Here is a 25082-nt window from a genome sequence, read left to right as displayed (position 1 = left end):
TAGAATTGCGATGGAGGTGTTGAAATGCTGCCCAATAAAGAAACGTTGACAATAGAGTTCAAAAGCGATCAGAAGAAGTTGCCGGACGCCGATGTTTTTGAAGCGGTCGTGGCGTTCGCCAATACGGAAGGCGGCGATCTTTATCTTGGCATCGAAGATTCGGGAGAAATAACGGGCGTTCATGAAGCGCATCGGAACGTGACGACGGTCAGCGCTTTTATTGCGAACAATACCGTACCACCTGTCTCTGTCAGGGCGGAAATCGTCGGCGATACGAAACCCGTGCTAAAAATATCGGTGCCGAAGTCATTCGGCGGAATTGTTGCGACCGCATCCGGAAAAGTTCTTCACCGGCGGCTCAAAGCCAACGGAGAACCCGAAAACGTGGCGATGTATCCTTATGAATTCGCGACGCGGCTCTCTGATTTACGTCTGCTCGATTATTCTGCCATGCCCTTGTTCCAAAGCAGCATCAAAGATTTCGATCCCCTGGAAACAGAACGCCTCAAGCGATCGATCTCGTCCTTTAGCGGAGACAAGACGCTGTTGGAACTGGCGGACGAAGACCTGTACAAGGCGTTGGGATTGGTTCGGGAACAGAACGGCGTCCTGTGTCCCACGGTCACGGGTATTCTCTTGATCGGAAAGTTGGAAGCCATTCAGCGCTTTGTGCCGACGCATGCCGCTGTATTTCAGGTGTTGGAAGGAACTGAAGTCCGTCGTAACGATGATTACGTATTGCCGATTTTATCGACAATAGAGAAACTCTATAACGGTTTGGAAGCTCGAAATCCCGATCGGGAACTCGACATAGGATTCTTCAGACTCTCCATTCCGGAATTCGATAAAAGAGCGGTCAGAGAAGCCGTCGTCAACGCCTTCAGCCATAGAGACTACGCCAAAAGCGGCAGGGTCCGGGTCGCATTGAGCGATGAAGGATTGACGGTCGCCAATCCCGGCGGATTTGTCGAAGGCGTCTCCATAAACAATTTGCTCACGGCCGAGCCGCATGGGAGAAACCTTCTGTTAGCGGACGCGCTGAAACGTATCGGTTTGGCAGAACGGACAGGAAGGGGGATCGACCGGATCTTCGAAGGCTCGTTGCTCTATGGCAAGCCGTTGCCCGATTATTCTGCGTCGACCTCGGCGACGGTATCCTTGTTTATTCCGCGGGGAGAGCCCGACAGACGGATCGCGGAGCTGATCGCGAAGGAACAGAACAGATCGGGACGCCCTCTTTCGCTCAACGCTTTGCTGATCCTGAACGTCTTGAAGGATAGTCCGAAGTCGACAGTCAAACGGCTGGCACAAGAGATAAATATTCCAGAAAACACAATAAAAGTTATTCTGGATTCAATGACAGCGACCGGACTTGTCGAGGAATATGGCAGCGGTAGAACTGGAACCTATGCGATTCGTTTTAAAGCATATGCCACGAAGGCGGGTAAAATCGAAGACGTACGCCGAGCTGACGGAGACAAGACGAAGTATCGTGAATCAATCGCAGAATTCGCCAAAGGCAACGACTTTATTTCCCGGTCAGACGTCATGCAGCTACTGCATGTCAGCGCTTCCCAGGCGTACATTCTCCTGAAGGCTCTTGTGGCGCGAGGGCTTCTGGAACCGGTGAACAAAGGCCGCTACGCAAAATACCGCTATGTTGGGCGGTGAGCGTTTGGGGCTCGTAACGGCTCTATACGTCACAAAAAGAGGTCGTCTCGATTGACTTTCGAGACGGCCTCTTCGTGTTCTCGACGAACTCTTTCGCTGATCCTACAGCAGCGACTTCTTCGTCCAGTTCCAGGAATCGCGGCACATGTCGTCGAGCGATTTCCGCGCTTTCCAGCCCAGCAGGCGCTCGGCTTTCGAGGCGTCGGCCCAGCACGCGGCGATGTCGCCGGCGCGGCGCGGCGCGATCGCGTAGGGGATTTTAATGCCGTTGACCCGTTCGAACGAACGGATCAGATCCATCACGCTGCTGCCGCGCCCCGTGCCGAGATTGAATACCTCGGCCCCTTGGTGCGAGGCGGCGTAAGCCAGCGCCGACGCATGCCCTTTGGCGAGATCGACCACGTGGATGTAGTCGCGCACCCCCGTGCCGTCGGGCGTGGGGTAGTCGTCGCCGAAAACGCGCAGCTGCGGCAGCTTGCCCGCCGCCACCTGGCACAGATACGGCATCAGATTGTTGGGGATCCCCTGCGGCTGCTCGCCGATCAGCCCCGACTCGTGCGCGCCGATCGGGTTGAAGTAACGCAGCAGCACCGCCGACACCTCCGCGTCCGCGGCGGCCGCGTCGCGCAGGATCTGCTCGATCATGAACTTCGTCCAGCCGTAGGGATTCGTGCAGCCGCCGGCCGGCGTCTCCTCCGTGAACGGAACGGAGTTCGTCATCCCGTACACCGTGGCCGACGAGCTGAAGATGAAGCGCCTGCAGCCGTGCGCCGCCATCACTTCCAGCAGCGCCAGCGTCGTGTCCAGATTGTTGCGGTAATAGAGCAGCGGCTTGGCCACCGATTCGCCCACCGCTTTCAACCCCGCGAAGTGGATCACCGCGTCGATATGACGCTCCGCAAAAAGACGTTCCAGCGCCGCCGTGTCGGCCACGTCGATTTGGTAAAACGGCACGCGCACGCCCGTGATCCGTTCCAGCCGCTCGATTACCGAAGCCGAGCTGTTGCTCAGATCGTCGGCGATCACCACGCCGTGCCCCGCCGCGATCAGTTCGACCGCCGTATGCGACCCGATAAAACCGGCCCCGCCGGTGAGTAAAACGTTCATGGTCCTTCCCTCCAATAAAAAGTTGTCAGCCGCCACGCATCACGCGAACTCTGACTTCCAATACAAAATTATACACTGAAACAATTACGCGACGGCTGTTGCTTTTTTTCGTTGAGCAGAATACAATAATTATGTGATAATAATACACATAAACATCAATAATAATGTGAGGGATGTTGCATATGGAACGAGTGATTTTAAAACAATTGCTGGAATGGAAGCATTCACCTTACCGTAAACCTTTGATCCTAAAAGGTGTTCGCCAAGTAGGCAAGACATGGATTCTCAAAGAATTTGGCACACGATACTATGAAAACGTTGCTTATTTCAATTTCGACGAGAACGAAGAATACGAACAGTTCTTTGAAACGACAAAGGACGTTGATCGTATCTTGCAAAATTTGATGCTGGCCAGCGGTCAGAAGATTACGCCTGAAAAGACCCTCATCATTTTTGACGAGGTACAAGACTGCCCCAAGGTCATCAATTCCATGAAATATTTCTGCGAGAATGCACCGCAGTATCACATTGCCTGTGCCGGTTCTCTGTTGGGGATCGCCTTGGCCAAACCTTCATCATTCCCTGTGGGCAAGGTCAACTTTATGCAGATTGATCCCATGACCTTTGCAGAGTTCCTGCTCGCCAACGGCGACGAGAATTTAGCGAGGTATCTGGACAGTGTGAACATCATTGAGCCAATCCCCGACGCCTTCTTTAATCCTCTTTATGAAAAACTCAAAATGTACTACGTGACCGGCGGCATGCCGGAATCCGTTCTGATGTGGACAGAAGCGCGAGATGTATCCGCCATGCAGGAAGCCCTGTCTGGGATCATCGGCGCCTACGAGCGTGACTTTGCCAAACATCCTAATATCAATGAGTTTCCGAAGATCTCTATGATCTGGAAGTCTATACCGTCCCAGCTGGCAAGGGAAAACAAGAAATTCATCTACAAGGTCGTCAAAGAGGGCGCAAGAGCCCGTGAATACGAGGATGCCCTGCAATGGCTGGTAGATGCCCGTCTGGTGCACAAGATCTATCGCAGCTCCGCGCCTGGCCTGCCTGTGGCTGCTTACGACGACCTCTCCGCCTTTAAGATTTATTTGGTCGATGTGGGACTGCTTCGCCGTCTTGCGCAGCTGGCTCCTACGGCCTTTGGCGAAGGCAATCGCCTGTTCACCGAGTTCAAAGGCGCACTGACCGAGAACTTTGTGCTTCAGACCCTGGTCACCCAGTTTGAAGTTGTTCCCCGGTATTGGAGCCAGAACAATCCTCCTTATGAGGTGGATTTCCTCATTCAAAGAGAAAACGACATTTTCCCTGTAGAGGTCAAATCCGAGGCCAACACAGCCAGCAAGAGCCTCAAGAAATTCAAGGAACTGTTCCCGGATCAGGTGAAGCTCCGTGTGCGATTCTCTCTGGATAATCTGAAACTGGACGATGATATGCTGAATATCCCGCTGTTCATGGCAGACCAAACGGATCGGCTGATTGGACTGGCATTGGAACAGCGCCGGAGTTCATAAGCGTAATGAACTCTATGGAAAATCGTGGATGTCCAATGCCGCAGACGGAATAGAATTATCTAAAGACCGCAGGTTAGAGAGCGCCAATGTCAATAATAGTATCGATTATGTATTTTAATTGGAAATCAGTATCAGCGTAACTTAGCCGCTTGATCACCAAAGTTAAGCTGTTTACCGGATCGTCAGTAATCACCACCCATGCCGCGCCGCAATCAGTCCGACCACTGTGCGATCCGATAGAGCGGGCTTGTTTCTCTCCCGTTAATATTGGCGCATATGGATCGTTCATTTGGACCGAATCGACTGCGCAGCCCGCGCTGCCGTCTGCAGGCTTCATGTTATAATAACCTTGCAAGTAACATGACCTGCGCGCTCTCCATGGTGCCGCTCATAGACAGAAAATCCCGGGCGTCGGTCTTCAGATTTATTCTCGACGGAGTGCGCTCTCAATGAAGAATACGAATTCAGGAGTTCGCATGTCAAAACGTTGCGAAGGGAGGAATCTGTATGCCAAAGGTCGAATTCACAGTGACGCAGCCGGTGCTTGACTGGGTCGTTGCACAAACGCAGGATGAGCCGGTCAACGACGCAACGCTTCTTCGTTTGCACGCATGGAAGGAAGGCAAGGCTGTGCCAACGTTGAGGCAGATTGAAGAAGTCAGCAAAAAGACAAAAATTCCTTTTGGCTACTTTTTCCTGCAAAAGCCGCCTAGAGAAGACTTTCCGTTGATCGCGTATCGGACGATCGACAGCGGCAATGTACCCGCGCCGAGCAGAAATCTGCACGATATCGTCTTTAATATGGAGCAAGCGCAGGACTGGATGTCTCGATATGCCCAGGATAACGGTTATGACCCTGTCGCATGCGTTGCCCGCTGCTCGCCCGCTTCCGGCGTTTCTGCCGTGGTGACGGATATTCGAGAGATGCTCGGATTGCAAGAAGACTGGTTTCGGGTAAAAAAAGCGCAGCGGCCGGACGATGCATTCAAATATTTGCGCAGGAAACTTGAAGCGTGCCGTATCATGGTGATGATGAGCGGCATTGTTGGCTGCAATACTCATCGTACGTTACGGCTGGATGAGTTTCGGGCTTTTACGCTTATTGACGCCTATGCGCCTCTGATTTTTATTAACGCGGCAGACGCGTGGGGGGGCGTGTCTTCTCCCTGCTTCATGAAACGGCGCATGTGTGGATAGGACAAAATAGTCTTTACAATCTGCCGACGGAGAGCACGCAAAAAGTTAGCAGAACTGAAGTCCTGTGCAATGCCGTGGCGGCGGAAATATTGGCGCCTGTCAAGCTTTTTGCCGAGGCATGGGAAAAAGAATTTGCTGAAAATCTCGAGGCACGGATTGGCGCGGTTGTGCAGGGCTTCCCTTGCAGCCGCGAAGTGATTGCCCGTCGGGCAGCAGACCTGCGCTTGATTACAAAAGCTGATTATGCGCGGCTGGTTACCGCGTGGAGAAATTGTGCCGCAGAAAAGAAAAATAGTTCCGGCGGAAATTTTCTCACCGCGGTCAAATCTCGCCTCGACCCCAATTTTGTTCTGGCACTGGATCGTGACACTCGTACAGGCCGGACGATGTTCACAGAAGCGTGCGAACTTACCGGCTTAAACCGCAAGAGTTTCGACACTCTTGTGCGGCAGTTGACGGAGGCATAAAGCATGACGCGCGACGCTTATTTGCTTGATGCCAACGTCTTTGTGGCGGCGTGGAAGCTTTACTATCGCCGCAGTTTTGCCCCCCGCGTTTTGGGAGCATCTCGATTCTTTGGTTCGGCGGAAATCTGCGTTCATCATTGAACCGGTATTCTTGGAAGTGTGCAGTGGAAATGACGCCCTGGCGAGTTATGTAGCCGAATACAAAACTCTTGTCGTCAAGCCCGATCAAGGTACTTTAACTGCCTACGCAAAAGTGTTGCAAACCCTGTTGGACTGCGTGGAGCGTCAGCGTTATTATAAAAATGCAGCGCTGAGAAACTGGTCGCGGCCACATGTGGCAGATCCTTGGCTCATCGCTGTCGCAATGGCCAAGAATGCCATTATCGTCACACAGGAAGTTGGAGTTCTGCGCGGCGCGGGGCAGAGTTCCGGATTGATGGGCAACGCGAAGATTCCCGACATGGCCTGGATGATGGGCGTTCCCAGCATGGACATGTTTGACTTTATGGAGCGGACGGGTTTTCTCTGGCGACAGAATGGATAAAGCTATACTGCACCTGTAACGTCAATCAACCAATGACAGCAAATCTTTCAATTCTATGGAGGGTTGTCTCAAAACTACGGAACTGCCTTTAAAGACACATAATGTCACTTTGTTTTTTTGCGCGTATATTGTGTTTTAATGCCGAATAGAAATTACCAAAGGACAGCAAAAAGGCCGTCTCGATTGACTTTTGAGACGGTCTCTTTTTATAAATGTACCGTATCGCATATAGACACAGCGTAAAATTGTTCCTTCGCCATCAACCGCAGAAAATGTGTTAAAATCACGTTGACTCTGCGCTGGAATTGCGATGAAGGTTGAAATCCTGCCCCATAAAGGAACGCTGACAGTGGAGTTCAAAAGATCAAACGGTAAAACAAGGCGCCGCAACGCGTATTAAAGCGTTGCGGCGCCTTGATCATACCGCCTCGTGTTTGTCGGTTTTATTGTCTCCCACGTCCGGCGTCATTCACCCGCTCGATCACCGAAGCCGAACTGTTGCTCGGATCGTCGGCGATCACCACGCCGTGCCTCGCCGCGATCAGTTCGACCGCCGTGTGCGACCCGATAAAACCGGCCCCGCCGGTGAGTAAAACGTTCATCGTTATGCCTCCAGTGAGAGATGATCCTGCCTTCCATATCGACATGAAGGACAAAGTTGCGCATCTGTGCTATACTCTGCAGGATTCGCGAAGTCCGTGACAGCCGTAGAGATAACAAGCGCATGAGATGTTGAGATGATTGCGATGGCGTTCGGGTAGAAATATTATAATGGCCAGTTGAAGTAAAAAGAAGTCTGTGCGCCAAGGAAAGACCATATTACTCTGGGCATCGTGTTCTTGCAGTGTACGGAGCATGACGAAGGCTCTCGGATCTGATAACGTTCGATTAATCAAGAACGAGCGCTCAATGTTTGGAGCGGAGCATAGGACAAAAGGAGGGAACGAGAACAGTGCAAAGGAGTGGTCGTTGCTATGCTAAAGATGCGCGAACATAAATCAGCCGATCCGAAAAACGGCACGCTGAGCGTCGCCGAAGCGGCGTCGGAATCCGTGCCTTTCGATATAAAAAGAGTATACTACATTTATGGAGCTCGAAACGGCGTCCAGCGGGGAGCTCATGCGCATAAAACGTTGAAGCAGGTTTTGATCTGCGTTTACGGCAAGATTGAAATTTCGTTGGACGACGGAAAAAGCGGCGTGCGGACGACGGTGCTGGACGATCCCGGCAACGGTTTGTTCGTCGGCCCCGGCATGTGGCGGACGATGAAGTGGCTGCAGGACGACAGTGTTCTTCTTGTCCTGGCGTCCGAACATTATGATGAAGCTGACTATATCCGCGACTATGACGAATTCATTGAATACGGCAAAAGAAGGAGTTGAACGCATGTTGAACAACGCGATCCCCTGCAACGCTTTGAAACCCGGCTTTGACAGATACCGAGACGAATATGTCGCTGCGGCCGCGCGCGTCCTCGATTCCGGCTGGTACGTGCTTGGGCATGAAGTGGAAGCTTTCGAACGAGAATTCGCCTCATACCTCGGCGCGCGCTGGTGCGTCGGACTGAATTCTGGATTGGACGCTCTGCTGCTTGCCGTGAGAGCGCTTGGAATCGGCAAAGGCGACGAAGTGATCGTGCCGGCCAATACGTACATCGCCACAGTCTTGGGAATCACCGAGAACGGCGCGACGCCAGCCTTCGTAGAGCCCGACGAATATCACAACATCGACCCCGACAAGATTGAAGCAGCGATCACCCCTCGTACCAAGGCGATCCTCGTTGTTCACCTGTACGGCCAGCCGTGCCGGATGGACAAAATCATGAAGATAGCCGCCAAGCATCGCCTGCCCGTCATTGAGGACTGCGCTCAAAGCCATGGCGCGGCGTTCGGCGGAAAGATGACCGGGACTTTCGGTGCCATTTCCTGCTTCAGCTTTTATCCTACAAAGAACCTGGGCGGCTTCGGCGACGGCGGAGCCGTCGTCACCGACGACGAGTCGCTCGCCGCCAAAGTGCGGCTGTACCGCAACTATGGCAGCGAGAAAAAGTATTATAACAAAGTGCAGGGCGTGAATTCCCGCCTTGACGAGATCCAGGCAGCGCTGCTGCGCGTCAAGCTTTCTCACCTGAACGAACTGACGGCGGAACGGAAAGAACTTGCCACAGTTTATAACGACGGCATCACGCATCCATCGATCGGCCTGCCGCGGATCGCTTTCGGCGCGGAACACGTGTGGCACCAGTACGTCGTGACCTGTCCCAAACGCGACGAACTGCGCGCGTACCTCGAGGGCAAAATGATCGATACGCTGATCCATTATCCGATCCCGCCGCACCTGTCGGAAGCCTATCGCGGTTTAGGGTACGGCGGAGGCAGCTTCCCCCTGGCGGAAAAGGATGCCGATTCGGTCCTCAGTCTGCCCTTTTTCAACGGCATGTCCCTCGGCGACGCAGGATACGTTGTCAGGACGCTGAACGAATGGAGAGGGTAATCATGGAAGACGTTTTTATCCATCCTCAGGCACTCTGCGAATCGATAAACGTCGGAGAAGGCACGCGCATCTGGGCGTTCGCGCACATCCTGCCCGGCGCGCGGATCGGCAAAAACTGCAACATCTGCGACGGCGTCTTCGTGGAGAATGAAGTCGTCATCGGCGACAACGTCACGATCAAATGCGGCGTGCAGGTGTGGGACGGAATTACCGTTGAAGACAACGTTTTTATCGGCCCTAACGCGACGCTGACCAACGACATGTACCCCAAAAGCCGCAACGAAAACTGGAAACTGCTTCATACCGTTCTGCGAAAAGGCTGTTCCATCGGCGCCAACGCGACGATCCTGCCGGGTATCGAAATCGGCGAAGGCGCGATGATCGGCGCGGGGGCGGTCGTGACCAAGTCCGTGCCGGCTCATGCTGTCATCGTCGGCAACCCTGGGCGAGAGGTCGAAACTAAAGTCCCCCCCCCCCAGGGAGTGTGAACTTAATGTCAGACATGCCTTTGCCCGAACCCTACAAGAACGACTATCAGCAAGCGCCTTTGCTTAGCGCTATCGTTTTTGACTATGGTTCCAGCGAATACATTTTTGACGCGTTGCACTCCGTGCTGACGCAGACCTATCCCAACATAGAGCTGATTGTTGGCAGTATGCGCCTTGGCGGGGACTTCCCCGCGGACGAAATTATCGACTACGTTACTAAGCACCGCGGCAATAACATCAAGCGCGTTGTGATTACCGAGAACAAAGAGAATTCCGGCGTTATTGCGTGCTTGAAAAAAGTTCACGCAATATGCGCTGGCGAATATGAGCTTTTTATCACCTCAGATGACGTATGGAAGTACTCATGCGTTTTCGCCGACATGATGACCTTTGTGAATACTCATGACGACGAGCCGGAGTGGATCGTTGCGCAAGTTGAAATGTACAATGAAAAACTGAAACGCGGCCGTCTGTCGATGGACGCCGATATTGCGGAACTGCTCCGACGCGGCGACGTCGCAGCCTTGCGCGATAAAGCCGTTTCCGGAGTTATTCTGCCCATTGTCGGCTGCATGTATAAACGGACACTGTTCGGCAGGCTCGGTTCCTTGCAGGGATATTCCCGACTGGCAGCCTGGCCGTTGCAGCTTCGGGCACTCAGGATGAATGTTCGTCCTTTCTTTTTGGAAAATGTCTCTGCGAGAAGGAGACAAATTGAAGATGCAAGAGACGAATTTATCGCTGACGCCGCTGTGAATGCGTGCGAAAACGACGTCAGAGGGATCTTTGAACGCGAAGTCAGGCCCTATCGTGCCTTTTTTTCGTCTGACGCCTATGCGCTCGCCGGACGCGTCGCCGCCCGGTATAGAACAGCCGCCGTCGGTTTAGACTCAGACGCTGACGCGTCATGCGGCAGTGAAGACGCGAGTTCCGGTGCTGCGCTGAACAATCCTTCGCATCGGAAAAAATCAAATCTGCGTATGGTAAGCTTTCGTCAGCTCACAAAGAAACTTCTTCTCTTTGCGAAAAACAATAAAGACGCGATTATTCGCTTTTCTTTGAAGCGGGAGATTTTTACAAGCCTGCTGCGGGGAATCCCGTTCCTTGTTTTTGCCTGGCTTTTCGACAGGTATACGGACGTGCCCCCGGTCCTATCTTCCTTTCTGTTGCTGCTGGGAATTATTGAGTGCGGCGTCTCTCTGCTCAAGCTTCTCCTGAACGTGGGTGTCAAGCTGTACTATATGCACTCCTACATCGCCGGCAAGAGAAAATAACGAGGGAGGATTCCAGGCATGAATTACTCAGACAAAACTTTTTTGATGAATCTCTACGCTATCATCGGCGATCATGCTGCGGCGTCTCCCTCGGTCCTTACCTTGATGAAGGAAGATATAAAGCATTATGCCGACGCTTTGCAGAAAAAGTGCGAAGGCATGAAGTACTCGCCGCGTACGCGTCCCGCATCAGAGAGTAATATCGATCTTTTATGCGCCCTGCGCGAATTGATCGACGTTATCGGCTACAATACTTACGACAGCGTCGCTGTTTTGCAGGAGTACGTCGCGGAAAAAACAGCCGGCCTGAAAGGTGAAGAAAGCAAAGTCAAGGCCGCGTTCTTGACGCATGAATATTCTTGTTGGCCTTCGTTCAAACCGGTGTACGAGCGTTTTTCAGTGATGCCGAACGTTGAGGTGCAGGTGATTGTAAGTTATTCGATCAACGTCCATTTCGGGGAGGTGTTTTACGATACAGAATTTTACCGCCGTATGCTGGCTGAATACAGAGACGCCGGCGTTGAAGCATATTCGATGTATGAGTACAACATCGCCACAGAGTCGCCCGATATCGTCTTCTACATGAAGCCGTATTACTGTCGCGGCAACATGCCCTATTTCCAGGTCAACGATGTCGAGAAGCACACTCCCTACACGGTGTATATTCCGTACTGCCTCGATACGCAAGGAGGCGCGGAGCTGATTAAATACTTCTATCAGCTGCCGCCGTTTTATCATTTCTGGCGCATCATTGGCTATAGTGATATCTACAAAAAAATGCACGCTCAGTATGGCTACAGAGATGCTGAAAATGTCGTTACGTTGGGGCATCCCAAGTTTGATATCGCATATAATGCCGCGCAGGCCCGAGCATATAATTATTGGTCTGATGTCGTTAAAGGCAGGCCGGCTGTGCTCTGGAACACGCACTTCAGCATAGAAGAGAATGTCGGCGTCGGAACATACTTTTTGTATAAAGACGTGGTATTTGACTACTTTAAGCGCCATAACGACATCGTGCTGCTATGGCGTCCGCACCCGATTTTCTGGCAGCGTATCATGAAGCAGAGTCAAGAGGTCGTCAATGAGTTTAACGAGACGATGAACGATATCGCCCGTTACGAGAACATCATCGTCGATAAACGACCGGATTATCTTGATGCTTTTAGCGTTTCAACGGCGATGATCAGCGACGCGACGACGTTCTTGCTTGAATATCGCGCTTCTGGCAATCCTGTGATTTATACGTCAAAACCTGGCGGCGAACGTGTTTCGCATGAAGAGTATCTGAATGGCATTCCTGAAGCGACTGTTCCTGAAGACGTTCTGGACTTTTTGGAAGCGGTACGCACGAACCGGACAGCAGAGATGAGCGAGCGTTCTGTTCAAGCCTTCAGCAGTGTGTTAGGCGATTCTGATGGGCACATAAGCGAACGCATCTGCGATTATGTGCTGAAAGAAATGGATATCGACCTGCAGCGACGCGCAGAAGAGCTTTTTGTTTCCCTGCAGAACAAAAACTGACGGAGGTGTGGAGATGAACTCTCAATACCCTTTGGTCAGCGTGATTGTTTTGAGTTACCAAAACAGCCAGTACATGACGCGCTGTTTAGACTCCATATTGGCGCAGGATTACGAGGCAATCGAGCTTATCATCACGGACGACGGCTCGGAGCATTTTGACGCTACTGCCGTTAAAGAGTTACGCGACTATATCGATGCGCATAAGCGTGATAATATCAAAAACGTACAGATTTTAACGTCGCCGAAGAACCTCGGTACGGTAAAAAATCTGCGCAAAGCGCTGGCAATATATACGGGCGATTACTATATCAATCTCGGTGCTGACGACGTACTTGCTTACGGCTCTGTTATTTCCGATTACATGTTCATGATGAAGATGTATCATTATGATCCGTGGCTGCTGTGTGCCCAGTGTGCGCGCACTGACGCCGAATTGAACGTCAAAGGATATCACATTACTAACCAGGATAAGTTCGACATTTTATCGCGTGACCCCAAGCTGCTCTTTAGCCGGCTCTCGCATCGATGTCTTCTGATTTCTCTTTCTTCGTGTTATAAACGCGGCTTCGAGCAGAAAGTATCAGCCTACGACACGGCGTATAAATACGCTGAAGACATGCACACGTTTCAGCGTATGGCGCGGCGGGGCATTACCCCTGTCTTCATGAACAAATGTACGGTACTGCACGCTCAGGGCGGCATCGCCAACAACGGCGGCGATTACTCGATTGATATCATCGAACAGTTCAGCAAAGACAAGCGGCTGATGTTTAAACAGGAAGTCGAACCGTATCTTGATGAGCTTTTTCCTGAAGACAAGAAAGCTTTCCATAAGCGGCTGCAATGGGAGCAGGATTCGCTTGTCAAGGCGCGCCTGTTGTGGATCAAAAAGCTGTCGCTGTTGCCGCTGCTTAAATTTCTGGCACAGCGTCCTAGCTTCTTTTTTGAGTTGTTGCGTTCGTTGACGCGATTTTCGTATCAAAAAATGGGCGCTGATTTGTCTAAAATGCCGATAAAGAGCATTTTTATCGCTGTTTTCGCGATGCTTTCAGCGTTGTTTTTGCTGAGTGTCGATTCCAAGCTCCTGAAAGAGTTGCTGGAAAAGTTGCTGTTATGGGGGATCGGAGCAGGTATCGCCTGTCTCGCTGTGATGCGCGGCGTAATGCTTTTGGGCCGTCTGCATGGCAAAGGTTAAGAATTGTATATCATATATCAATGTGTCGAGGAGTGTCTCTATGCAGGTCTCAGTGTTTATCGAGCAGCTTAAAAGAGTTGGCGCATCCCATTTTGTCGGGGTCCCCGATTCGCAGCTGAAAGCGCTGTGCAACTATCTCTACAAAAACTGCGGCATCTCGCCGGACCATATCATCGCCGCGAACGAAGGCAACTGTACCGCTCTGGCGGCGGGGTATTATCTGGCGACGGGCAAGGTGCCGGTCGTTTACATGCAGAACAGCGGTTTGGGCAACGTCGTCAATCCGATCGCTTCGCTTCTGAACGACCGGGTGTACGGGATCCCCTGCGTTTTCGTGATCGGCTGGCGCGGGGAGCCGGGGCTCAAGGACGAGCCGCAGCATGTTTTTCAAGGCGCGGTCACTCTGGATCTTCTGAAAGTCATGGACGTCGCCTCTTTTGTCGTGCGCAAAGACACGACGGAGCAGGAGCTTGCGGTAAAAACGGCGGAGTTTCAGCCGCTCCTTGCCGCCGGGAAGAGCGTGGCGTTTGTCGTCGCCAAAGAAGCCTTGACTTATGACGAAAAAGTTTCTTTCAAAAACGATTTCACGATGACGCGCGAAGAAGTGATCCGTCATGTCACCGCGGTTTCCGGCGAAGATCCGATCGTTTCCACGACGGGCAAAGCGTCGCGCGAACTGTTCGAAATCCGCGTCCAGAACGGACAGCCGCACAAGTACGATTTTCTCACGGTCGGTTCGATGGGGCACAGCTCTTCCATCGCTCTGGGGATCGCTTTGAGCAAGCCGCATACCAAAGTCTGGTGCATCGACGGCGACGGCGCCGCGCTGATGCACATGGGGGCGCTGGCTGTGATCGGTTCGCAGCATCCCCGCAATCTCGTGCATATCGTGATCAACAACGGCGCGCACGAGAGCGTCGGCGGCCTGCCGACGGTCGCAAATCATGCCCGCCTTGCCGATGTCGCTAGGGCCTGCGGCTACGGTAATATCAAAGTCGTGAGCGCGCTTGAAGAACTTGACGAGAGTCTCAAGGAAGCGAAAGACGCCGGCGCGCTTACGTTCATCGAGACCAAGACGGCGATCGGTTCGCGCGCCGATCTCGGCCGCCCTACGACCAGCGCCATGGAAAACCGAGACAGCTTTATGGAATATTTGAAGGAACTGCGGTAGCGAAGATGAAAGCGTTGATACTGAATTCCGGGATCGGCAAGCGCATGGGGGCGCTGGTCAAGGATCATCCCAAATGCATGACGCCTTTACTGGGCGACGAGACGATCATCGGCCGTCAGCTCCGTCAGCTCGCCGCATTGGGAATCGGGGAGGCGGTCATAACCACGGGGCCGTTCGAGGGGCTGCTGCGATCCCATTGCCGGGAACAGAAACTGCCGCTGAAGCTGAACTTCGTACATAATCCCGAGTACGAGCAGACCAACTATATTTATTCGATTTATCAGGCGCGCTCTCTTCTCGACGACGAGATCGTCCTCATGCACGGCGATCTGGTGTTTTCCGATGCCGTTTTGGCGGCTGTGTTGAACGGTGCGTGCGACTGCATGACCGTCAGTTCGACGGCGCCGCTTCCGCAGAAAGACTTCAAGGCCGTCGTTCAAGGCGGGCGCATCCTCAAGGTGGGCGTTGAATTTTTTGACAGCGCTCTGACGGCGCAGCCTCTGTATCGTCTGTCGCGGGACGGCTGGCGCCGCTGGCTTGAAAACATCATTGTTTTCTGCGAGAGCGGCCGGAGAGCATGCTATGCGGAAGCCGCCCTGAACGAAGTCCTGCCGGAGCTGGAGCTGAAGCCGTTGGACGTCAAAGACGATCTCTGCCGTGAGATCGACGACGAACGAGATCTTATTATGATCCGCAGCAAGATGGCGGATCTGCCAAAGGAATGAAAGGACGGAGATTCTTCGATGAAAAGCGTTTATATTTGTTTTGGCACCGATGTCATTCACGGCGGTCACATCAGGATCGTAGAGAAAGCGGCTCAGCTGGGGCGCGTCGTCGCCGGCGTGCTTACCGACACGGCGGTCGCCAGTTATCGCCGTTATCCGCTGCTGCCTTATGAGGAGCGCAAGTCGATCATCGAGAACCTGAAAGGCGTCAGCGAAGTCGTTCCACAGGATTCGCTGAGCTATGCCGAGAACATCCGCACACTGCGTCCCGATTACGTCGTCCACGGCGACGACTGGGTGAAGGGAGCTCAGAAACCGATTCGCGACGAGGTCGTCGCTCTGCTGAAGGAGTACGGCGGAGAGCTGGTCGAATATCCCTATTCCGACAGCGAAAGTCACAAGCTTCTGGATTCGAATGCGCGCGAGATGCTCTCGCTGCCTGATGTGCGCCGCAGCCGCCTGAAAAAACTGCTTGCCATCAAAAAAACCGTTTCGGTTCTCGAAGCGCATAACGGCATCACGGGGCTGATCGTCGAGAAAACGTGCGTGGTCGAAAACGGACAGGCGCGCCAGTTTGACGCGATGTGGGTGTCCAGCCTCTGCGATTCGACCGCCAAGGGCAAGCCGGATATCGAACTGGTCGATATGACCTCGCGCCTGCAGACGATCGACGAGATCATGGAAGTGACGACCAAGCCGATCATCCTCGACGGCGATACCGGCGGCAAGACGGAACATTTCGTCTACAACGTGCGCACGCTTGAGCGCATGGGCGTTTCGGCGATCATCATCGAGGATAAAGTGGGGTTGAAGAAAAATTCGCTTTTCGGCACTGAAGTCAAACAGACGCAGGACAGCATCGAGAACTTCAGCGCCAAAATCGCCGCCGGCAAAAAGGCTCTGCGGACCAAGGACTTCATGATCATCGCCAGGATCGAGAGTCTGATCCTCGAACAGGGCATGGAAGACGCCCTGCGGAGAGCTTTTGCCTTCGTCGCCGCCGGCGCCGACGGCATTATGATCCACTCGCGCAAAAAAGATCCCGCCGAGATCTTCGAGTTCTGCGCCAAGTTCCGCGAGAAAGATGCAACGACGCCTTTGATCGTCGTCCCGACTTCCTTCAACGCCGTTACGGAAGAGGAGTTTGCCAAACGCGGCGTCAATATCGTCATCTACGCTAATCACCTGATCCGCAGCAGTTTCAAAGCCATGCAGAAAACGGCCGAGATGATTCTTGAAGCGCACCGCTGCAAGGAAGTGGACGACAACTGCATCTCCATCAAGGAGATCCTGACGCTGATCCCGCAACAGTGATCGCGCGCGAAAATGGCTGAACAGGCTCTTTTCGATCCGCTGTGCAGCGCCGCCGTGGCGTTTATGGACAAGGAAGAGCTGAAAGACAGGCTTTCGGCTCTTCCCTGTTCGCATATTCTTTTTTTGTCAAGCCCGTCGGCGTTGGAGCGCTGGGGGCTGCAACCGTTGATCGAAGCGATGCGGAAGCGCGCTGCTGTGCGCTTTGTAACCGCGGCGGTGGCCAATCCGACGCCGAAGGATATCCGCGAGGCGCTGCTGAAGTTTGCCGGCGAGCCGATCGACTGCATCGTCGCTCTTGGCGGCGGCAGCATCATCGACCTTGCCAAGGGCGTCAGCGCTTTTTACGACCCTGAATCGGTCCCTGACGAAACGCGGATCGTCGAAGGCATTCGGCGGCATGGCTATCGCCTTCGCGATTCGCTTCTTCCGATCGTCGCGGTCCCGACCACTGCGGGGACCGGCTCGGAACTCACGCAGTGGGGGACGATCTGGAACCTTGACGAAAAGAAAAAGTATTCGGTCGACGCGCCTGCGCTCAAGCCGAGGGCGGCGTACATCGTGCCGGAACTGACGCTGACGCTCTCGCCCGCGGTCACCTTGAGCACGGGCGTCGACGCGCTATCGCATGCGGTCGAAGCCTACTGGTCAAAACGCACTTCTCCGCTGGTGCGGGCGCTGGCGTCGCAGTCGATCGGAATGATCCTCGGCTCGCTCGAGCCGTTGCTCGCGCAGCCGCAGAACGTAAAATTGCGCGAAAAGCTCTGCTGCGCGTCGGTACTGGCGGGATTGGCTTTCTCGCAGACGCGGACGACGGCGTGCCATTCGCTTTCGTACCCGCTGACGATATTTTTCAATATCCCTCACGGGGTGGCTGCGGCCATGACGCTGGGCGCCGTGGCGCGGAGAAACACGGGACACTTTCCCGACGACGCGGAGCTCTTCGAGCTGTTTGCCCCCTACGGCGGGGTGCAGGCGTGGCTTAACGAGGTGTGCGCGCAGTTCCGCCCTCTGCGGCTTTCCTCGTTCGGCGTGAAGGCGGACGACCTTGACATGCTGTGCGCTCACGCTTTTACCGCCGGGAGGATGGACAACAATCCCGTCGCGTTTTCACGGGACGACGCGCTGGCGATCCTCCGCGAAGTGCTGTAGCCCCGTTCATCCCTTGTTTTGCGCCGGAACGACAAAGAGCGCTTTTCTCCGCGGCGCGCGAAGAGAAAGCGCTCTCTAAAAAAACAAGAATAAGTTTGTGATACGGCTGGATAAACGGCGGTCAGGGGCGCTTGCCCCTTGCCGAAAGACGGGCGATGAAATGCAGGAGCGACCGCAGAGGGGGGAGTATAAATTTTCGGATGCCCAAAGCGTGCAAAATATTTTCGTACGCGACGTATTTGTAGTGGAGCTTGTGCGCGTAGTAATTTTGCATCGCTTGCACGGCTTTCTCCTGGGGCAGCAGGTTTAAATACGGGATGATCTCATTTTCGTAGAGCGCGATGAAGTCGCGTCGGTATTTTTTGTATGCCGAGAATGTATTATTCGAGTTCCCGTGCGAAATGCCGCCTTCCCTGTGTTTTATGGACAGGATGTCGCTGTATTTGAAGCGGACTCCCGCCCGCGCCAAGCGCAGATAGGCCGGCCAATCTTCTATCATCGTGTATTGATCCGTTAGCGTCCCGATTGCGTCGAGCGAAGAACGCCTGAAGACGACTGACGGCGCGGCGATGAAGCACTGTAAGGACAGCTCCGAAAACAACAGCGACAGGTCGTCGGAGTTTATGATTTCCGCGAAGCGTTGTTCCGTGAACAGTCTGTCCGTGACGCGCAGGTCTTCTTCGCACATCACGGACTGCGACACGAGGACGCCGACGCCGTCGTCGAATTTTTCAAATTCGCTTACAAGGCGGGATATCGTATCGTCGCTGTATAATTCATCGTCCGCGGCCAAGGTCATGACATATTTGCCCGAGCACAGTTTCAGCGCGATCTCGACGTTTTTTACAATGCCCAGATTGGCTGGGTTGCGGTTGACGCGCGTCTTTACGAACCTTGCAGGCGCGCTGCGCCCCAGGTACGTTTCGACGGCCCGAGCCGAAAAATCTTTGGAGCCGTCGTCGCTGATAACGAGTTCTATCTCGCGATAGTCTTGATCGATGATCGAATCGAGCATGCCACGGATATATTGGGAATTGTTGTATGACAGCACAATAAGAGAGATCGTCGGGTTGCTCATGAGGGCGCCCCTTTCTGTCGTTGTTGCGGCGCGGGACGAAAACGAACGGTCGTTGGCAGGACCGGTACCGCGTTTGTAATTGTACCGCGCCGCGCTTTTTTATTCCAGCTCTTTGACCCTGCGTCGAGGAGCGCTTGTCAGTCGCGGCGCTGCAGAGTATGTGTCGAGTGCTGACCGCGCATCGTATAACTCAAGCCAAAGGAGTTTTCTCCCATGAAAGGAATCATCCTGGCCGGAGGTTCCGGCACGCGTCTGTATCCGCTGACCCGCGTCACTTCCAAGCAGCTTTTGCCGATCTACGACAAGCCGATGATCTATTATCCGCTTTCAACGCTTATGCTGGCCGGCATCCGCGATATCCTGATCATCTCCACTCCCGTGGACCTGCCCAACTTCGAACGTCTTCTCGGCGACGGCTCGGCATTCGGCATCTCGCTGTCCTACGCCGTTCAGCCTTCTCCCGACGGTCTTGCCCAAGCGTTCATCATCGGCGAAAAGTTTATCGGCGGACAGGGCTGCGCCATGATCCTGGGGGACAATATCTTCTATGGCAGCGGCTTGGGGCGGCTTTTGCGCACTGCCGCTTCCCGGACGGAAGGGGCCACGGTGTTCGGATATTATGTGGACGATCCCTGGCGTTTCGGCGTGGTGGAATTTGACGCGCAGGGGAAAGCGATCTCTCTGGAAGAAAAACCGCGGTACCCGAAGTCGAACTACTGCGTGACCGGGCTCTATTTTTACGACGCATCCGTCTGCGAGCTGGCGAAGCAGGTGAAGCCTTCGCCGCGCGGCGAATTGGAGATCACCGACCTCAACCGGCTCTATCTTGAAAAAGACGAGCTCGAGGTTGTCACGCTCGGGCGCGGTTACGCCTGGCTGGACACGGGCACCGTGGAGGCTCTGTCGCAGGCTTCGGAATTCGTGCGCGTCGTCGAGCGGTCGCAGGGTGTGCAAATCTCCGCCGTGGAGGAGATCGCTTATATCAACGGCTGGATCGCGCGCGAGAAGCTCCTTGAATCGGCAAAACTTTACGGCAAGTCGCCCTATGGCGCGCACCTGAAGGCTGTCGCCGAAGGAAAGTTCATTTACGGGAAGTAAAGTTCTGATCCCCGACATCATACCGCATCCGGAGGCGCATAATAATGAAGATCGTTGTCACCGGCGGCGCCGGTTTTATCGGCGCCAATTTCGTCTATTATCTGCTGCGCACATATCCCGAGGATCGGGTCATCTGTTTTGACGCCCTGACTTACGCCGGCAACATGGAAACGTTGGCGAGCGCCGCCGGCGATCCGCGTTTTTCGTTTGTCAAGGGCGATATTGCCGACCGCGGACAGGTTGAGGCGATGTTCGAAAAATATCGGCCCGATGTCGTTGTCAACTTTGCCGCTGAAAGCCACGTCGACCGTTCGATCCTCGACCCGGGATTGTTTTTGCGCACGAACGTGCTTGGAACCGGAGTGCTGATGGATGCGTGCCGCAAATATGGGATCGCCCGCTTCCATCAGGTTTCGACCGACGAGGTCTACGGCGATCTACCGCTCGACCGTCCCGATCTGTTTTTTACGGAAAACACGCCTCTGCATGCGTCGAGCCCTTATTCGGCGTCCAAGGCGTCGTCCGATCTGCTTGTGCTTGCTTACTGCCGCACGTTTGGACTGCCGGTCACGATCTCGCGCTGTTCTAACAATTACGGCCCGTATCAGTTTCCCGAGAAACTGATCCCGCTGATGATCGCCAACGCCTTGGCGGACAAACCGCTGCCCGTGTACGGCAAAGGCGAGAACGTACGCGACTGGCTGTACGTCGAGGATCATTGCGCCGCCATCGACCTGATCGTGCGCAGAGGGCGCGAAGGGGAGATTTACAACATCGGCGGCCATAACGAGCGGACGAATCTGCAGGTTGTGAAAACGATCCTCAAAGAACTTGACAAGCCGGAAAGCCTGATCCGCTTCGTGACCGACCGCCCGGGGCACGATCTGCGCTACGCGATCGATCCGGCCAAGATCCACGCGGAATTGGGCTGGCTGCCGGAAACGACGTTCGACGAGGGGATCCGTAAAACCGTGCGGTGGTATCTGTCGCACACGGAATGGTGGCGCCGCATCGTCAGCGGCGAATATCGGAATTACTATGCCAAGATGTATGAGGAACGCTGAAAAGTTCAACGCAAACAAAAGGCGCTTGCCCGGCAGGATTTTTTCGGGTGAGTGCCTTGTTTTTTGACGGCTATAACTGAATTTTTTTATCGAGGAAATCTTGATAGCGCGTGCAGATGTCGTCTACCCGGTCCCCGAATTCGACCTGCCGGCCCTTGTGCAGCCACAACACTTTGTTGCACAAGGCGCGAACCTGCTCAAGCGAATGGGATACCAGAATGGTGGTCGCGCCGCCGCGGATGATCTCCATCATTTTTTCTTCGCTGCGCTTGCGGAACGCGCCGTCGCCCACGGACAGCACTTCGTCGAGAATGAGGATGTCGGGGTTGACGAGGGAGGCGATGGAAAAGGCAAGGCGCGATTTCATTCCCGAGGAAAGCTGCTTGAAGGGCCGGTCCTGAAAATCGGCGAGTTCCGCGAAGTTGACGATCTCTTCGTATCTTTCGTTCATGAACTTGCGGGTGTATCCCAGCATGGCGCCGCGCAGGTAGGTGTTTTCGCGGATGGTCAGCTCGCCGTCGAAGCCGCTGGCAAGTTCCAGCAGCGCGGCGATGTTCCCCTGACACTGGACGCTGCCTTCGGTCGGGGTCATGATGCCGGCGATCGCTTTGAGCAAGGTCGATTTTCCGGCTCCATTGGCGCCGATGATGCCGAGCATATCTCCCTTTTCCAGAGAAAACGTGACATGCCGGTCGGCCCAGAACTCCTGAACGTGGTAATTCCGCTTGATTTTGCGGATGACGTACTCTTTGAGCCCGATCGCTTTGAAATCTCCCACTTTGTAACGGATCGAGACGTTGTTCAATTCGATGACTGACATGCCGATCACCCGTTATACGTAATAAAGGAATTCGGTGTTGTACCGGCGGTACATCCAACAGCCGAAAAGAACGACGACCGCGACGTCGAAAGCCATCAGAAGGTGGAAGCCCGCGTTGGGGACCGCCGCGTCGATGACGATTGAGCGGAAATAGCGGATGAACAGATAAACCGGATTCAGCAGAAAAACACGCTGGGCCGCAGGGCTGAAGCTGTCGATGCTGTAAAAGATGGCGGACATGTACATGAGCAGCTGGGAAAAAATGGACCACAGATATTGAATGTCGCGGAAAAAAACGTACAGCGCCGACAGCACCAGGCCCATGCCGATGTTGAACAGCATCAGCAGCGCGACGGGATAGAGGAGAAAGGCAAATTTCCACGTGAAGACAATGTGGTCGAGCAGGCAAAAAATGAAGAAGACGACAAGAGTCAGGCCAAAATTGATCAGGGTCTGACAGTTTTTGGAGAGGAGAAACAGATACTTGGGGACGTTGACCTTGGTAAAAATCGCGGCGTTGCCGAGGAGCGAGGTCATGCCCTGCGACGTGGATTCGCTGAAATAGGCAAAAACCAGGTTGCCGCAGAAAAGGTACGTCGTGTAGTGCGACATGGTGCGTCCAAAAAAGTGGGTGAAGACAAGCCGCATGACCAGCAAGGTCACGAGCGGCGAAAGAATGCTCCATCCCATTCCGAGAACGGTTCGTTTGTATTTTTTCTTGAAATCGCGCTTCACCAGTTCCTCAAAGAGGAACTGGTGTTTTTTGTATTTTTCAAGCATGAGACGCTCCTTGCTTTGGCATGATATCTAACGGTTATGGGGATAGCTGTTTTCGAACTGAGCGGCGTTGTTCCGCAGCCGCTTTTTATGGCGGCTTCATATGTCCGGTACGAACGGTTTCCCTTACTTCGAATCTTCAAGACGGCCTGCATGGATCTTAAATTGGCAGGCGGCACGACGTGCTCATTATACGCAAGGTTCCGGAAAAATGCCAGTTTGCACCGATCGGATCCTGTTTTGTCGGGCGCGCTGGCGCGGCGTCCGCCGGTCGGTTCGTTTCACGGGCGCACCGCCGCGCGAAGTGGCGAGGCGCGGAAGGGAAAATTCTCTTCGGAAAAGACAACTGGTTGTAATTTAGACGATGGAAAAGCACTCTTGGTGATGTAACGGGAAAGGAGGTGAGAACGATGGCTGCACAGATTGTTCTTGCGAACTGCAAACTGCGGATCAAAACTAAGGCCGGCACGTTGGAGAACGGCGCCGACAAGGTAAAGAGCATTTCCCTGGCCGGCATCCGGGAAGGGGCCGAAGGCCAGCAGCTGCTCGACGTGGCGGGCGCGATCGGCACGGTGATCAGCAACCCGGTGCTGGAAGTGCTGCGCGTTGACGAGAACGTGGTTTCCGCCGAATAAGGCGGTTTGTGACGGGAAAAACGAAAGGAGGTGACGGGGATGCCCAAGACCCTTGCGATGAAATTCGGCCTGGCCAGCGGCGGCAAGCGCACCATTTCGGTATCCGATGTGAAGGACGATCTGAACGCGGAGACGGTGACCGGCTGCATGAACGCCATCGTCGGAGCCGGCGCGGCGTTCGACGACGCGCTGACCGGCGCGCTCAAGGCGGAAGTGACCGAGCGCACCACCACGGTGCTGCTGGATAACGAGTAAAACGGATAACGGATAAACCGAAAACAAGAGCGGCGCTCCGCGGAGCGCCGCCATAAAAATAGAGGCGCTGGAGAGTTTTTCCTTCCGCGCGCGATGACAAACGCCCGAGGCGAACGGACACAATGCGTTCGCTTCGGGCGTTTTTTTATGTCTGCGGCCGTGAAACTCTAAAAAAAGCGCCGGTCACGCCGGAGCCCAAAAGCTCGATGACTGTTCGGGGACGCCCCGAGTTTAGATATATTTCAAGAATCCCCGGATCGCGTATCCGCACATGTACTCTATTGATCGGAGCGCGCTCAGTCCCAGATGTTGCCGATAAATTTCCCATACGCCTCTGGCGGCGCGGAGCTTGCTGTGGTTGCGGGAGCCGGGGAGGATCAGGGTATCGGTCAGCGATTCCTGGCAGGCAAAGCAGTCGCACTCTTGGAGACACTGGAGCCAGCACAGGTAATCTTCGTGAATGGCGCGGGCGTCCATGGGGTACTTTCGCGCCAGTTCGCTGCGGAGCATGACGGTGGAGCAGCCGATGGAGTTCCATTTGATCAGATCGCCGCGGGCGATCCGCGGGGGAACACGCGACACTTTGCACAGAGTCCGCGCCGGGTAAGAAATCATGTTGTAGGCGCTGCACAGGAAGGAAGCGCCTTTTTGCTCCGCCAAGGCAAGCTGCCGTTCGAGCTTGTCGGGATGGAAGACGTCGTCGCTGTCGAGAAAAGCGATCCAGGGGGTCTTGGCGGCACGGACGCCACGGTTGCGGGAGTCGGCGGCGCCGAGGTTTTGCCGGTTGCACAGGACTTCAAAACGACGGTCACGCACTGCGTAGTCGTTGGCGATCTTTAACGTTGCATCGTTGCCTTCCGGGCCGTCGACGATGACGAACGCGCGCCAGTCGGGGCAGGTTTGGGCGATCAGGCTGTCGAGGGCGAGCGAGATCGTTCTTTCCGCCTTCGAAGCGGGAATAATGACCGAGCAAAGCGCTGGATTCATGCTGAACCATCCTTTGCGAACAAGAATCGTTTTGACGAAAAGCAAAGTGGAAGTCAGTATCTGATTGAAGTCAGTATCTGCAAGATTTGTTCATTATACGAAAAGTTCCGGAAAAATGCCAGTCGAGCCCTGAGCCGGGAAAAGTCGCTGTGCATATTTGAAATTCTTCAAGGTAAATGCAACGCAACATCCGGTACCCCGTTGCATTAAATCTGAATTAAAAGGAGCTTGCATTTAGTCTGAATTGATGAAAGACCTTTCTTACGAGACAACAGATCTCGGAAAGGAGTTCATCATCATGAACAAACATTTGACTCTGGCTGAAAGAAAAGCCATTGAAAGCGCCCTCAACCGGCGAGAATCTCTCAGAAGTATTGCCTCAACAGTTCTGAAGTCGCCGAGTACGATCTCCAGAGAGATCAGAAAACATGCAGAGACTGTCTTCAAAGGCTGTTATGGCCGGACAGCAAACTGCTGCCTTCACCGGTATGACTGCTCCGTTACTTCCCTTTGTAACACCTCT

General features: G+C 54.0%; 28 protein-coding genes. 22 read left to right on the top strand and 6 right to left on the bottom strand.

Annotated features, from left to right (window positions below; translation table 11 throughout):
- Positions 1-24: 24 nt before the first annotated feature.
- A complete protein-coding gene (locus tag B0D78_RS10505) occupies positions 25-1671 on the top strand; it encodes an RNA-binding domain-containing protein (RefSeq protein WP_078016915.1) in 1647 nt (548 codons plus the stop codon).
- A gap of 102 nt (positions 1672-1773) precedes the next feature.
- On the opposite strand, the gene galE is transcribed toward B0D78_RS10505, so the two are convergent.
- Positions 1774-2778, bottom strand: a complete 1005-nt coding sequence (galE, locus tag B0D78_RS10500) for a UDP-glucose 4-epimerase GalE (RefSeq protein ID WP_078016914.1) — start codon at positions 2776-2778, stop codon at positions 1774-1776.
- Between the two features lie 182 nt (positions 2779-2960).
- Here galE and B0D78_RS10495 point away from each other — a divergent pair, with 182 nt between their 5' ends.
- The 5 genes from B0D78_RS10495 to B0D78_RS10480 all read left to right on the top strand — a co-directional run bounded on the left by B0D78_RS10495 (position 2961) and on the right by B0D78_RS10480 (position 6512).
- Positions 2961-4304, top strand: coding sequence for an ATP-binding protein (locus tag B0D78_RS10495; protein ID WP_078016913.1), 1344 nt, complete (start codon positions 2961-2963; stop codon positions 4302-4304).
- 507 nt (positions 4305-4811) lie between these two features.
- Positions 4812-5501 (top strand): hypothetical protein, encoded by a 690-nt coding sequence (locus B0D78_RS10490; RefSeq protein ID WP_078016912.1) that lies wholly within the window; start codon positions 4812-4814, stop codon positions 5499-5501.
- On the top strand, positions 5492-5968 hold the full coding sequence (locus B0D78_RS10485; protein ID WP_078016911.1) for an ImmA/IrrE family metallo-endopeptidase: 477 nt from the start codon (positions 5492-5494) through the stop codon (positions 5966-5968). Before B0D78_RS10490 ends, B0D78_RS10485 begins: the two co-directional genes overlap by 10 nt.
- A gap of 3 nt (positions 5969-5971) precedes the next feature.
- Complete coding sequence (locus tag B0D78_RS12900) at positions 5972-6109, top strand: hypothetical protein (RefSeq protein WP_168170105.1); 138 nt, start codon at positions 5972-5974, stop codon at positions 6107-6109.
- Positions 6045-6512, top strand: a complete 468-nt coding sequence (locus B0D78_RS10480) for a DUF4411 family protein (RefSeq protein WP_240496165.1) — start codon at positions 6045-6047, stop codon at positions 6510-6512. Before B0D78_RS12900 ends, B0D78_RS10480 begins: the two co-directional genes overlap by 65 nt.
- A gap of 443 nt (positions 6513-6955) precedes the next feature.
- On the opposite strand, the gene B0D78_RS12595 is transcribed toward B0D78_RS10480, so the two are convergent.
- On the bottom strand, positions 6956-7114 hold the full coding sequence (locus tag B0D78_RS12595) for an NAD-dependent epimerase/dehydratase family protein (protein WP_240496164.1): 159 nt from the start codon (positions 7112-7114) through the stop codon (positions 6956-6958).
- A 381-nt stretch (positions 7115-7495) separates the two neighbouring features.
- Here B0D78_RS12595 and B0D78_RS10475 point away from each other — a divergent pair, with 381 nt between their 5' ends.
- The 10 genes from B0D78_RS10475 to B0D78_RS10435 are packed head-to-tail and all read left to right on the top strand — an operon-like array spanning position 7496 to position 17845.
- The gene (locus B0D78_RS10475) at positions 7496-7894 is read left to right on the top strand and encodes a sugar 3,4-ketoisomerase (protein ID WP_240496163.1); all 399 of its coding nucleotides are present in this window, start codon (positions 7496-7498) and stop codon (positions 7892-7894) included.
- 4 nt (positions 7895-7898) lie between these two features.
- Complete coding sequence (locus B0D78_RS10470) at positions 7899-9005, top strand: DegT/DnrJ/EryC1/StrS family aminotransferase (protein WP_078016908.1); 1107 nt, start codon at positions 7899-7901, stop codon at positions 9003-9005.
- A gap of 2 nt (positions 9006-9007) precedes the next feature.
- Positions 9008-9493, top strand: coding sequence for an acyltransferase (locus tag B0D78_RS13520; protein WP_078016907.1), 486 nt, complete (start codon positions 9008-9010; stop codon positions 9491-9493).
- 5 nt (positions 9494-9498) lie between these two features.
- Entirely contained in the window at positions 9499-10767 is a 1269-nt protein-coding gene (locus tag B0D78_RS10460; protein ID WP_078016906.1) for a glycosyltransferase, read from the top strand.
- A gap of 45 nt (positions 10768-10812) precedes the next feature.
- Positions 10813-12291 carry a hypothetical protein gene (locus tag B0D78_RS10455; RefSeq protein ID WP_168170103.1) on the top strand — a complete coding sequence of 493 codons (1479 nt, stop codon included), beginning with the start codon at positions 10813-10815 and terminating at the stop codon, positions 12289-12291.
- Between the two features lie 13 nt (positions 12292-12304).
- Positions 12305-13486: a glycosyltransferase family 2 protein gene (locus tag B0D78_RS10450; protein ID WP_078016904.1), complete on the top strand. Its 1182-nt coding sequence runs from the start codon at positions 12305-12307 to the stop codon at positions 13484-13486.
- Between the two features lie 40 nt (positions 13487-13526).
- The gene (gene aepY, locus B0D78_RS10445; protein WP_078016903.1) at positions 13527-14657 is read left to right on the top strand and encodes a phosphonopyruvate decarboxylase; all 1131 of its coding nucleotides are present in this window, start codon (positions 13527-13529) and stop codon (positions 14655-14657) included.
- Positions 14658-14662: 5 nt separating this feature from the next.
- The gene (locus tag B0D78_RS13270) at positions 14663-15382 is read left to right on the top strand and encodes a phosphocholine cytidylyltransferase family protein (RefSeq protein ID WP_205948310.1); all 720 of its coding nucleotides are present in this window, start codon (positions 14663-14665) and stop codon (positions 15380-15382) included.
- Between the two features lie 18 nt (positions 15383-15400).
- Positions 15401-16696, top strand: a complete 1296-nt coding sequence (aepX, locus tag B0D78_RS13265; RefSeq protein ID WP_205948309.1) for a phosphoenolpyruvate mutase — start codon at positions 15401-15403, stop codon at positions 16694-16696.
- Positions 16697-16708: 12 nt separating this feature from the next.
- Positions 16709-17845 carry a phosphonoacetaldehyde reductase gene (locus B0D78_RS10435; protein ID WP_078016902.1) on the top strand — a complete coding sequence of 379 codons (1137 nt, stop codon included), beginning with the start codon at positions 16709-16711 and terminating at the stop codon, positions 17843-17845.
- A gap of 121 nt (positions 17846-17966) precedes the next feature.
- Here the strand turns inward: B0D78_RS10435 and B0D78_RS10430 are convergent, their stop codons facing one another.
- The gene (locus B0D78_RS10430; RefSeq protein ID WP_078016901.1) at positions 17967-18923 is read right to left on the bottom strand and encodes a glycosyltransferase family 2 protein; all 957 of its coding nucleotides are present in this window, start codon (positions 18921-18923) and stop codon (positions 17967-17969) included.
- Positions 18924-19136: 213 nt separating this feature from the next.
- Here B0D78_RS10430 and rfbA point away from each other — a divergent pair, with 213 nt between their 5' ends.
- Entirely contained in the window at positions 19137-20021 is an 885-nt protein-coding gene (gene rfbA, locus B0D78_RS10425; RefSeq protein WP_078016900.1) for a glucose-1-phosphate thymidylyltransferase RfbA, read from the top strand.
- Positions 20022-20065: 44 nt separating this feature from the next.
- Positions 20066-21085: a dTDP-glucose 4,6-dehydratase gene (rfbB, locus tag B0D78_RS10420; protein ID WP_078016899.1), complete on the top strand. Its 1020-nt coding sequence runs from the start codon at positions 20066-20068 to the stop codon at positions 21083-21085.
- Between the two features lie 70 nt (positions 21086-21155).
- Here rfbB and B0D78_RS10415 read toward each other — a convergent pair whose 3' ends face one another.
- Both B0D78_RS10415 and B0D78_RS10410 read right to left on the bottom strand, forming a co-directional pair.
- Positions 21156-21905, bottom strand: a complete 750-nt coding sequence (locus tag B0D78_RS10415) for an ABC transporter ATP-binding protein (protein ID WP_078016898.1) — start codon at positions 21903-21905, stop codon at positions 21156-21158.
- A 12-nt stretch (positions 21906-21917) separates the two neighbouring features.
- Positions 21918-22685, bottom strand: coding sequence for an ABC transporter permease (locus B0D78_RS10410; protein ID WP_078016897.1), 768 nt, complete (start codon positions 22683-22685; stop codon positions 21918-21920).
- A 36-nt stretch (positions 22686-22721) separates the two neighbouring features.
- On the opposite strand from B0D78_RS10410, the gene B0D78_RS12895 reads away from it, so the two are divergent.
- From B0D78_RS12895 to B0D78_RS10400, 3 genes are read left to right on the top strand one after another with little or no spacing between them, the layout of a single operon-like run.
- On the top strand, positions 22722-23072 hold the full coding sequence (locus B0D78_RS12895) for a hypothetical protein (protein WP_168170102.1): 351 nt from the start codon (positions 22722-22724) through the stop codon (positions 23070-23072).
- A 20-nt stretch (positions 23073-23092) separates the two neighbouring features.
- Positions 23093-23317: a DUF1659 domain-containing protein gene (locus tag B0D78_RS10405; protein ID WP_078016896.1), complete on the top strand. Its 225-nt coding sequence runs from the start codon at positions 23093-23095 to the stop codon at positions 23315-23317.
- A 39-nt stretch (positions 23318-23356) separates the two neighbouring features.
- Positions 23357-23572 carry a DUF2922 domain-containing protein gene (locus tag B0D78_RS10400; RefSeq protein ID WP_078016895.1) on the top strand — a complete coding sequence of 72 codons (216 nt, stop codon included), beginning with the start codon at positions 23357-23359 and terminating at the stop codon, positions 23570-23572.
- Between the two features lie 231 nt (positions 23573-23803).
- On the opposite strand, the gene B0D78_RS10395 is transcribed toward B0D78_RS10400, so the two are convergent.
- Positions 23804-24559, bottom strand: coding sequence for a glycosyltransferase family 2 protein (locus B0D78_RS10395; protein ID WP_078016894.1), 756 nt, complete (start codon positions 24557-24559; stop codon positions 23804-23806).
- Positions 24560-24806: 247 nt separating this feature from the next.
- Here B0D78_RS10395 and B0D78_RS10390 point away from each other — a divergent pair.
- Positions 24807-25082 (top strand): helix-turn-helix domain-containing protein (locus B0D78_RS10390; RefSeq protein ID WP_143521727.1); only part of this gene is annotated, 276 nt, incomplete at its 3' end.

The organism is Pyramidobacter sp. C12-8 (genome assembly GCF_002007215.1).
GTDB lineage: Bacteria > Synergistota > Synergistia > Synergistales > Dethiosulfovibrionaceae > Pyramidobacter.
This window is presented reverse-complemented; position numbering and strand designations above follow the sequence as displayed.

Coding starts and splice junctions, on each gene's coding strand:
- B0D78_RS10505 (WP_078016915.1), top strand. CDS start 25: ATGCTGCCCAATAAAGAAACGTTGACAATAGAGTTCAAAAGCGATCAG.
- galE (WP_078016914.1), bottom strand. CDS start 2,778: ATGAACGTTTTACTCACCGGCGGGGCCGGTTTTATCGGGTCGCATACG.
- B0D78_RS10495 (WP_078016913.1), top strand. CDS start 2,961: ATGGAACGAGTGATTTTAAAACAATTGCTGGAATGGAAGCATTCACCT.
- B0D78_RS10490 (WP_078016912.1), top strand. CDS start 4,812: ATGCCAAAGGTCGAATTCACAGTGACGCAGCCGGTGCTTGACTGGGTC.
- B0D78_RS12900 (WP_168170105.1), top strand. CDS start 5,972: ATGACGCGCGACGCTTATTTGCTTGATGCCAACGTCTTTGTGGCGGCG.
- B0D78_RS12595 (WP_240496164.1), bottom strand. CDS start 7,114: ATGAACGTTTTACTCACCGGCGGGGCCGGTTTTATCGGGTCGCACACG.
- B0D78_RS10475 (WP_240496163.1), top strand. CDS start 7,496: ATGCGCGAACATAAATCAGCCGATCCGAAAAACGGCACGCTGAGCGTC.
- B0D78_RS10470 (WP_078016908.1), top strand. CDS start 7,899: ATGTTGAACAACGCGATCCCCTGCAACGCTTTGAAACCCGGCTTTGAC.
- B0D78_RS13520 (WP_078016907.1), top strand. CDS start 9,008: ATGGAAGACGTTTTTATCCATCCTCAGGCACTCTGCGAATCGATAAAC.
- B0D78_RS10460 (WP_078016906.1), top strand. CDS start 9,499: ATGTCAGACATGCCTTTGCCCGAACCCTACAAGAACGACTATCAGCAA.
- B0D78_RS10455 (WP_168170103.1), top strand. CDS start 10,813: ATGAATCTCTACGCTATCATCGGCGATCATGCTGCGGCGTCTCCCTCG.
- B0D78_RS10450 (WP_078016904.1), top strand. CDS start 12,305: ATGAACTCTCAATACCCTTTGGTCAGCGTGATTGTTTTGAGTTACCAA.
- aepY (WP_078016903.1), top strand. CDS start 13,527: ATGCAGGTCTCAGTGTTTATCGAGCAGCTTAAAAGAGTTGGCGCATCC.
- B0D78_RS13270 (WP_205948310.1), top strand. CDS start 14,663: ATGAAAGCGTTGATACTGAATTCCGGGATCGGCAAGCGCATGGGGGCG.
- aepX (WP_205948309.1), top strand. CDS start 15,401: ATGAAAAGCGTTTATATTTGTTTTGGCACCGATGTCATTCACGGCGGT.
- B0D78_RS10435 (WP_078016902.1), top strand. CDS start 16,709: ATGGCTGAACAGGCTCTTTTCGATCCGCTGTGCAGCGCCGCCGTGGCG.
- B0D78_RS10430 (WP_078016901.1), bottom strand. CDS start 18,923: ATGAGCAACCCGACGATCTCTCTTATTGTGCTGTCATACAACAATTCC.
- rfbA (WP_078016900.1), top strand. CDS start 19,137: ATGAAAGGAATCATCCTGGCCGGAGGTTCCGGCACGCGTCTGTATCCG.
- rfbB (WP_078016899.1), top strand. CDS start 20,066: ATGAAGATCGTTGTCACCGGCGGCGCCGGTTTTATCGGCGCCAATTTC.
- B0D78_RS10415 (WP_078016898.1), bottom strand. CDS start 21,905: ATGTCAGTCATCGAATTGAACAACGTCTCGATCCGTTACAAAGTGGGA.
- B0D78_RS10410 (WP_078016897.1), bottom strand. CDS start 22,685: ATGCTTGAAAAATACAAAAAACACCAGTTCCTCTTTGAGGAACTGGTG.
- B0D78_RS12895 (WP_168170102.1), top strand. CDS start 22,722: ATGGGGATAGCTGTTTTCGAACTGAGCGGCGTTGTTCCGCAGCCGCTT.
- B0D78_RS10405 (WP_078016896.1), top strand. CDS start 23,093: ATGGCTGCACAGATTGTTCTTGCGAACTGCAAACTGCGGATCAAAACT.
- B0D78_RS10400 (WP_078016895.1), top strand. CDS start 23,357: ATGCCCAAGACCCTTGCGATGAAATTCGGCCTGGCCAGCGGCGGCAAG.
- B0D78_RS10395 (WP_078016894.1), bottom strand. CDS start 24,559: ATGAATCCAGCGCTTTGCTCGGTCATTATTCCCGCTTCGAAGGCGGAA.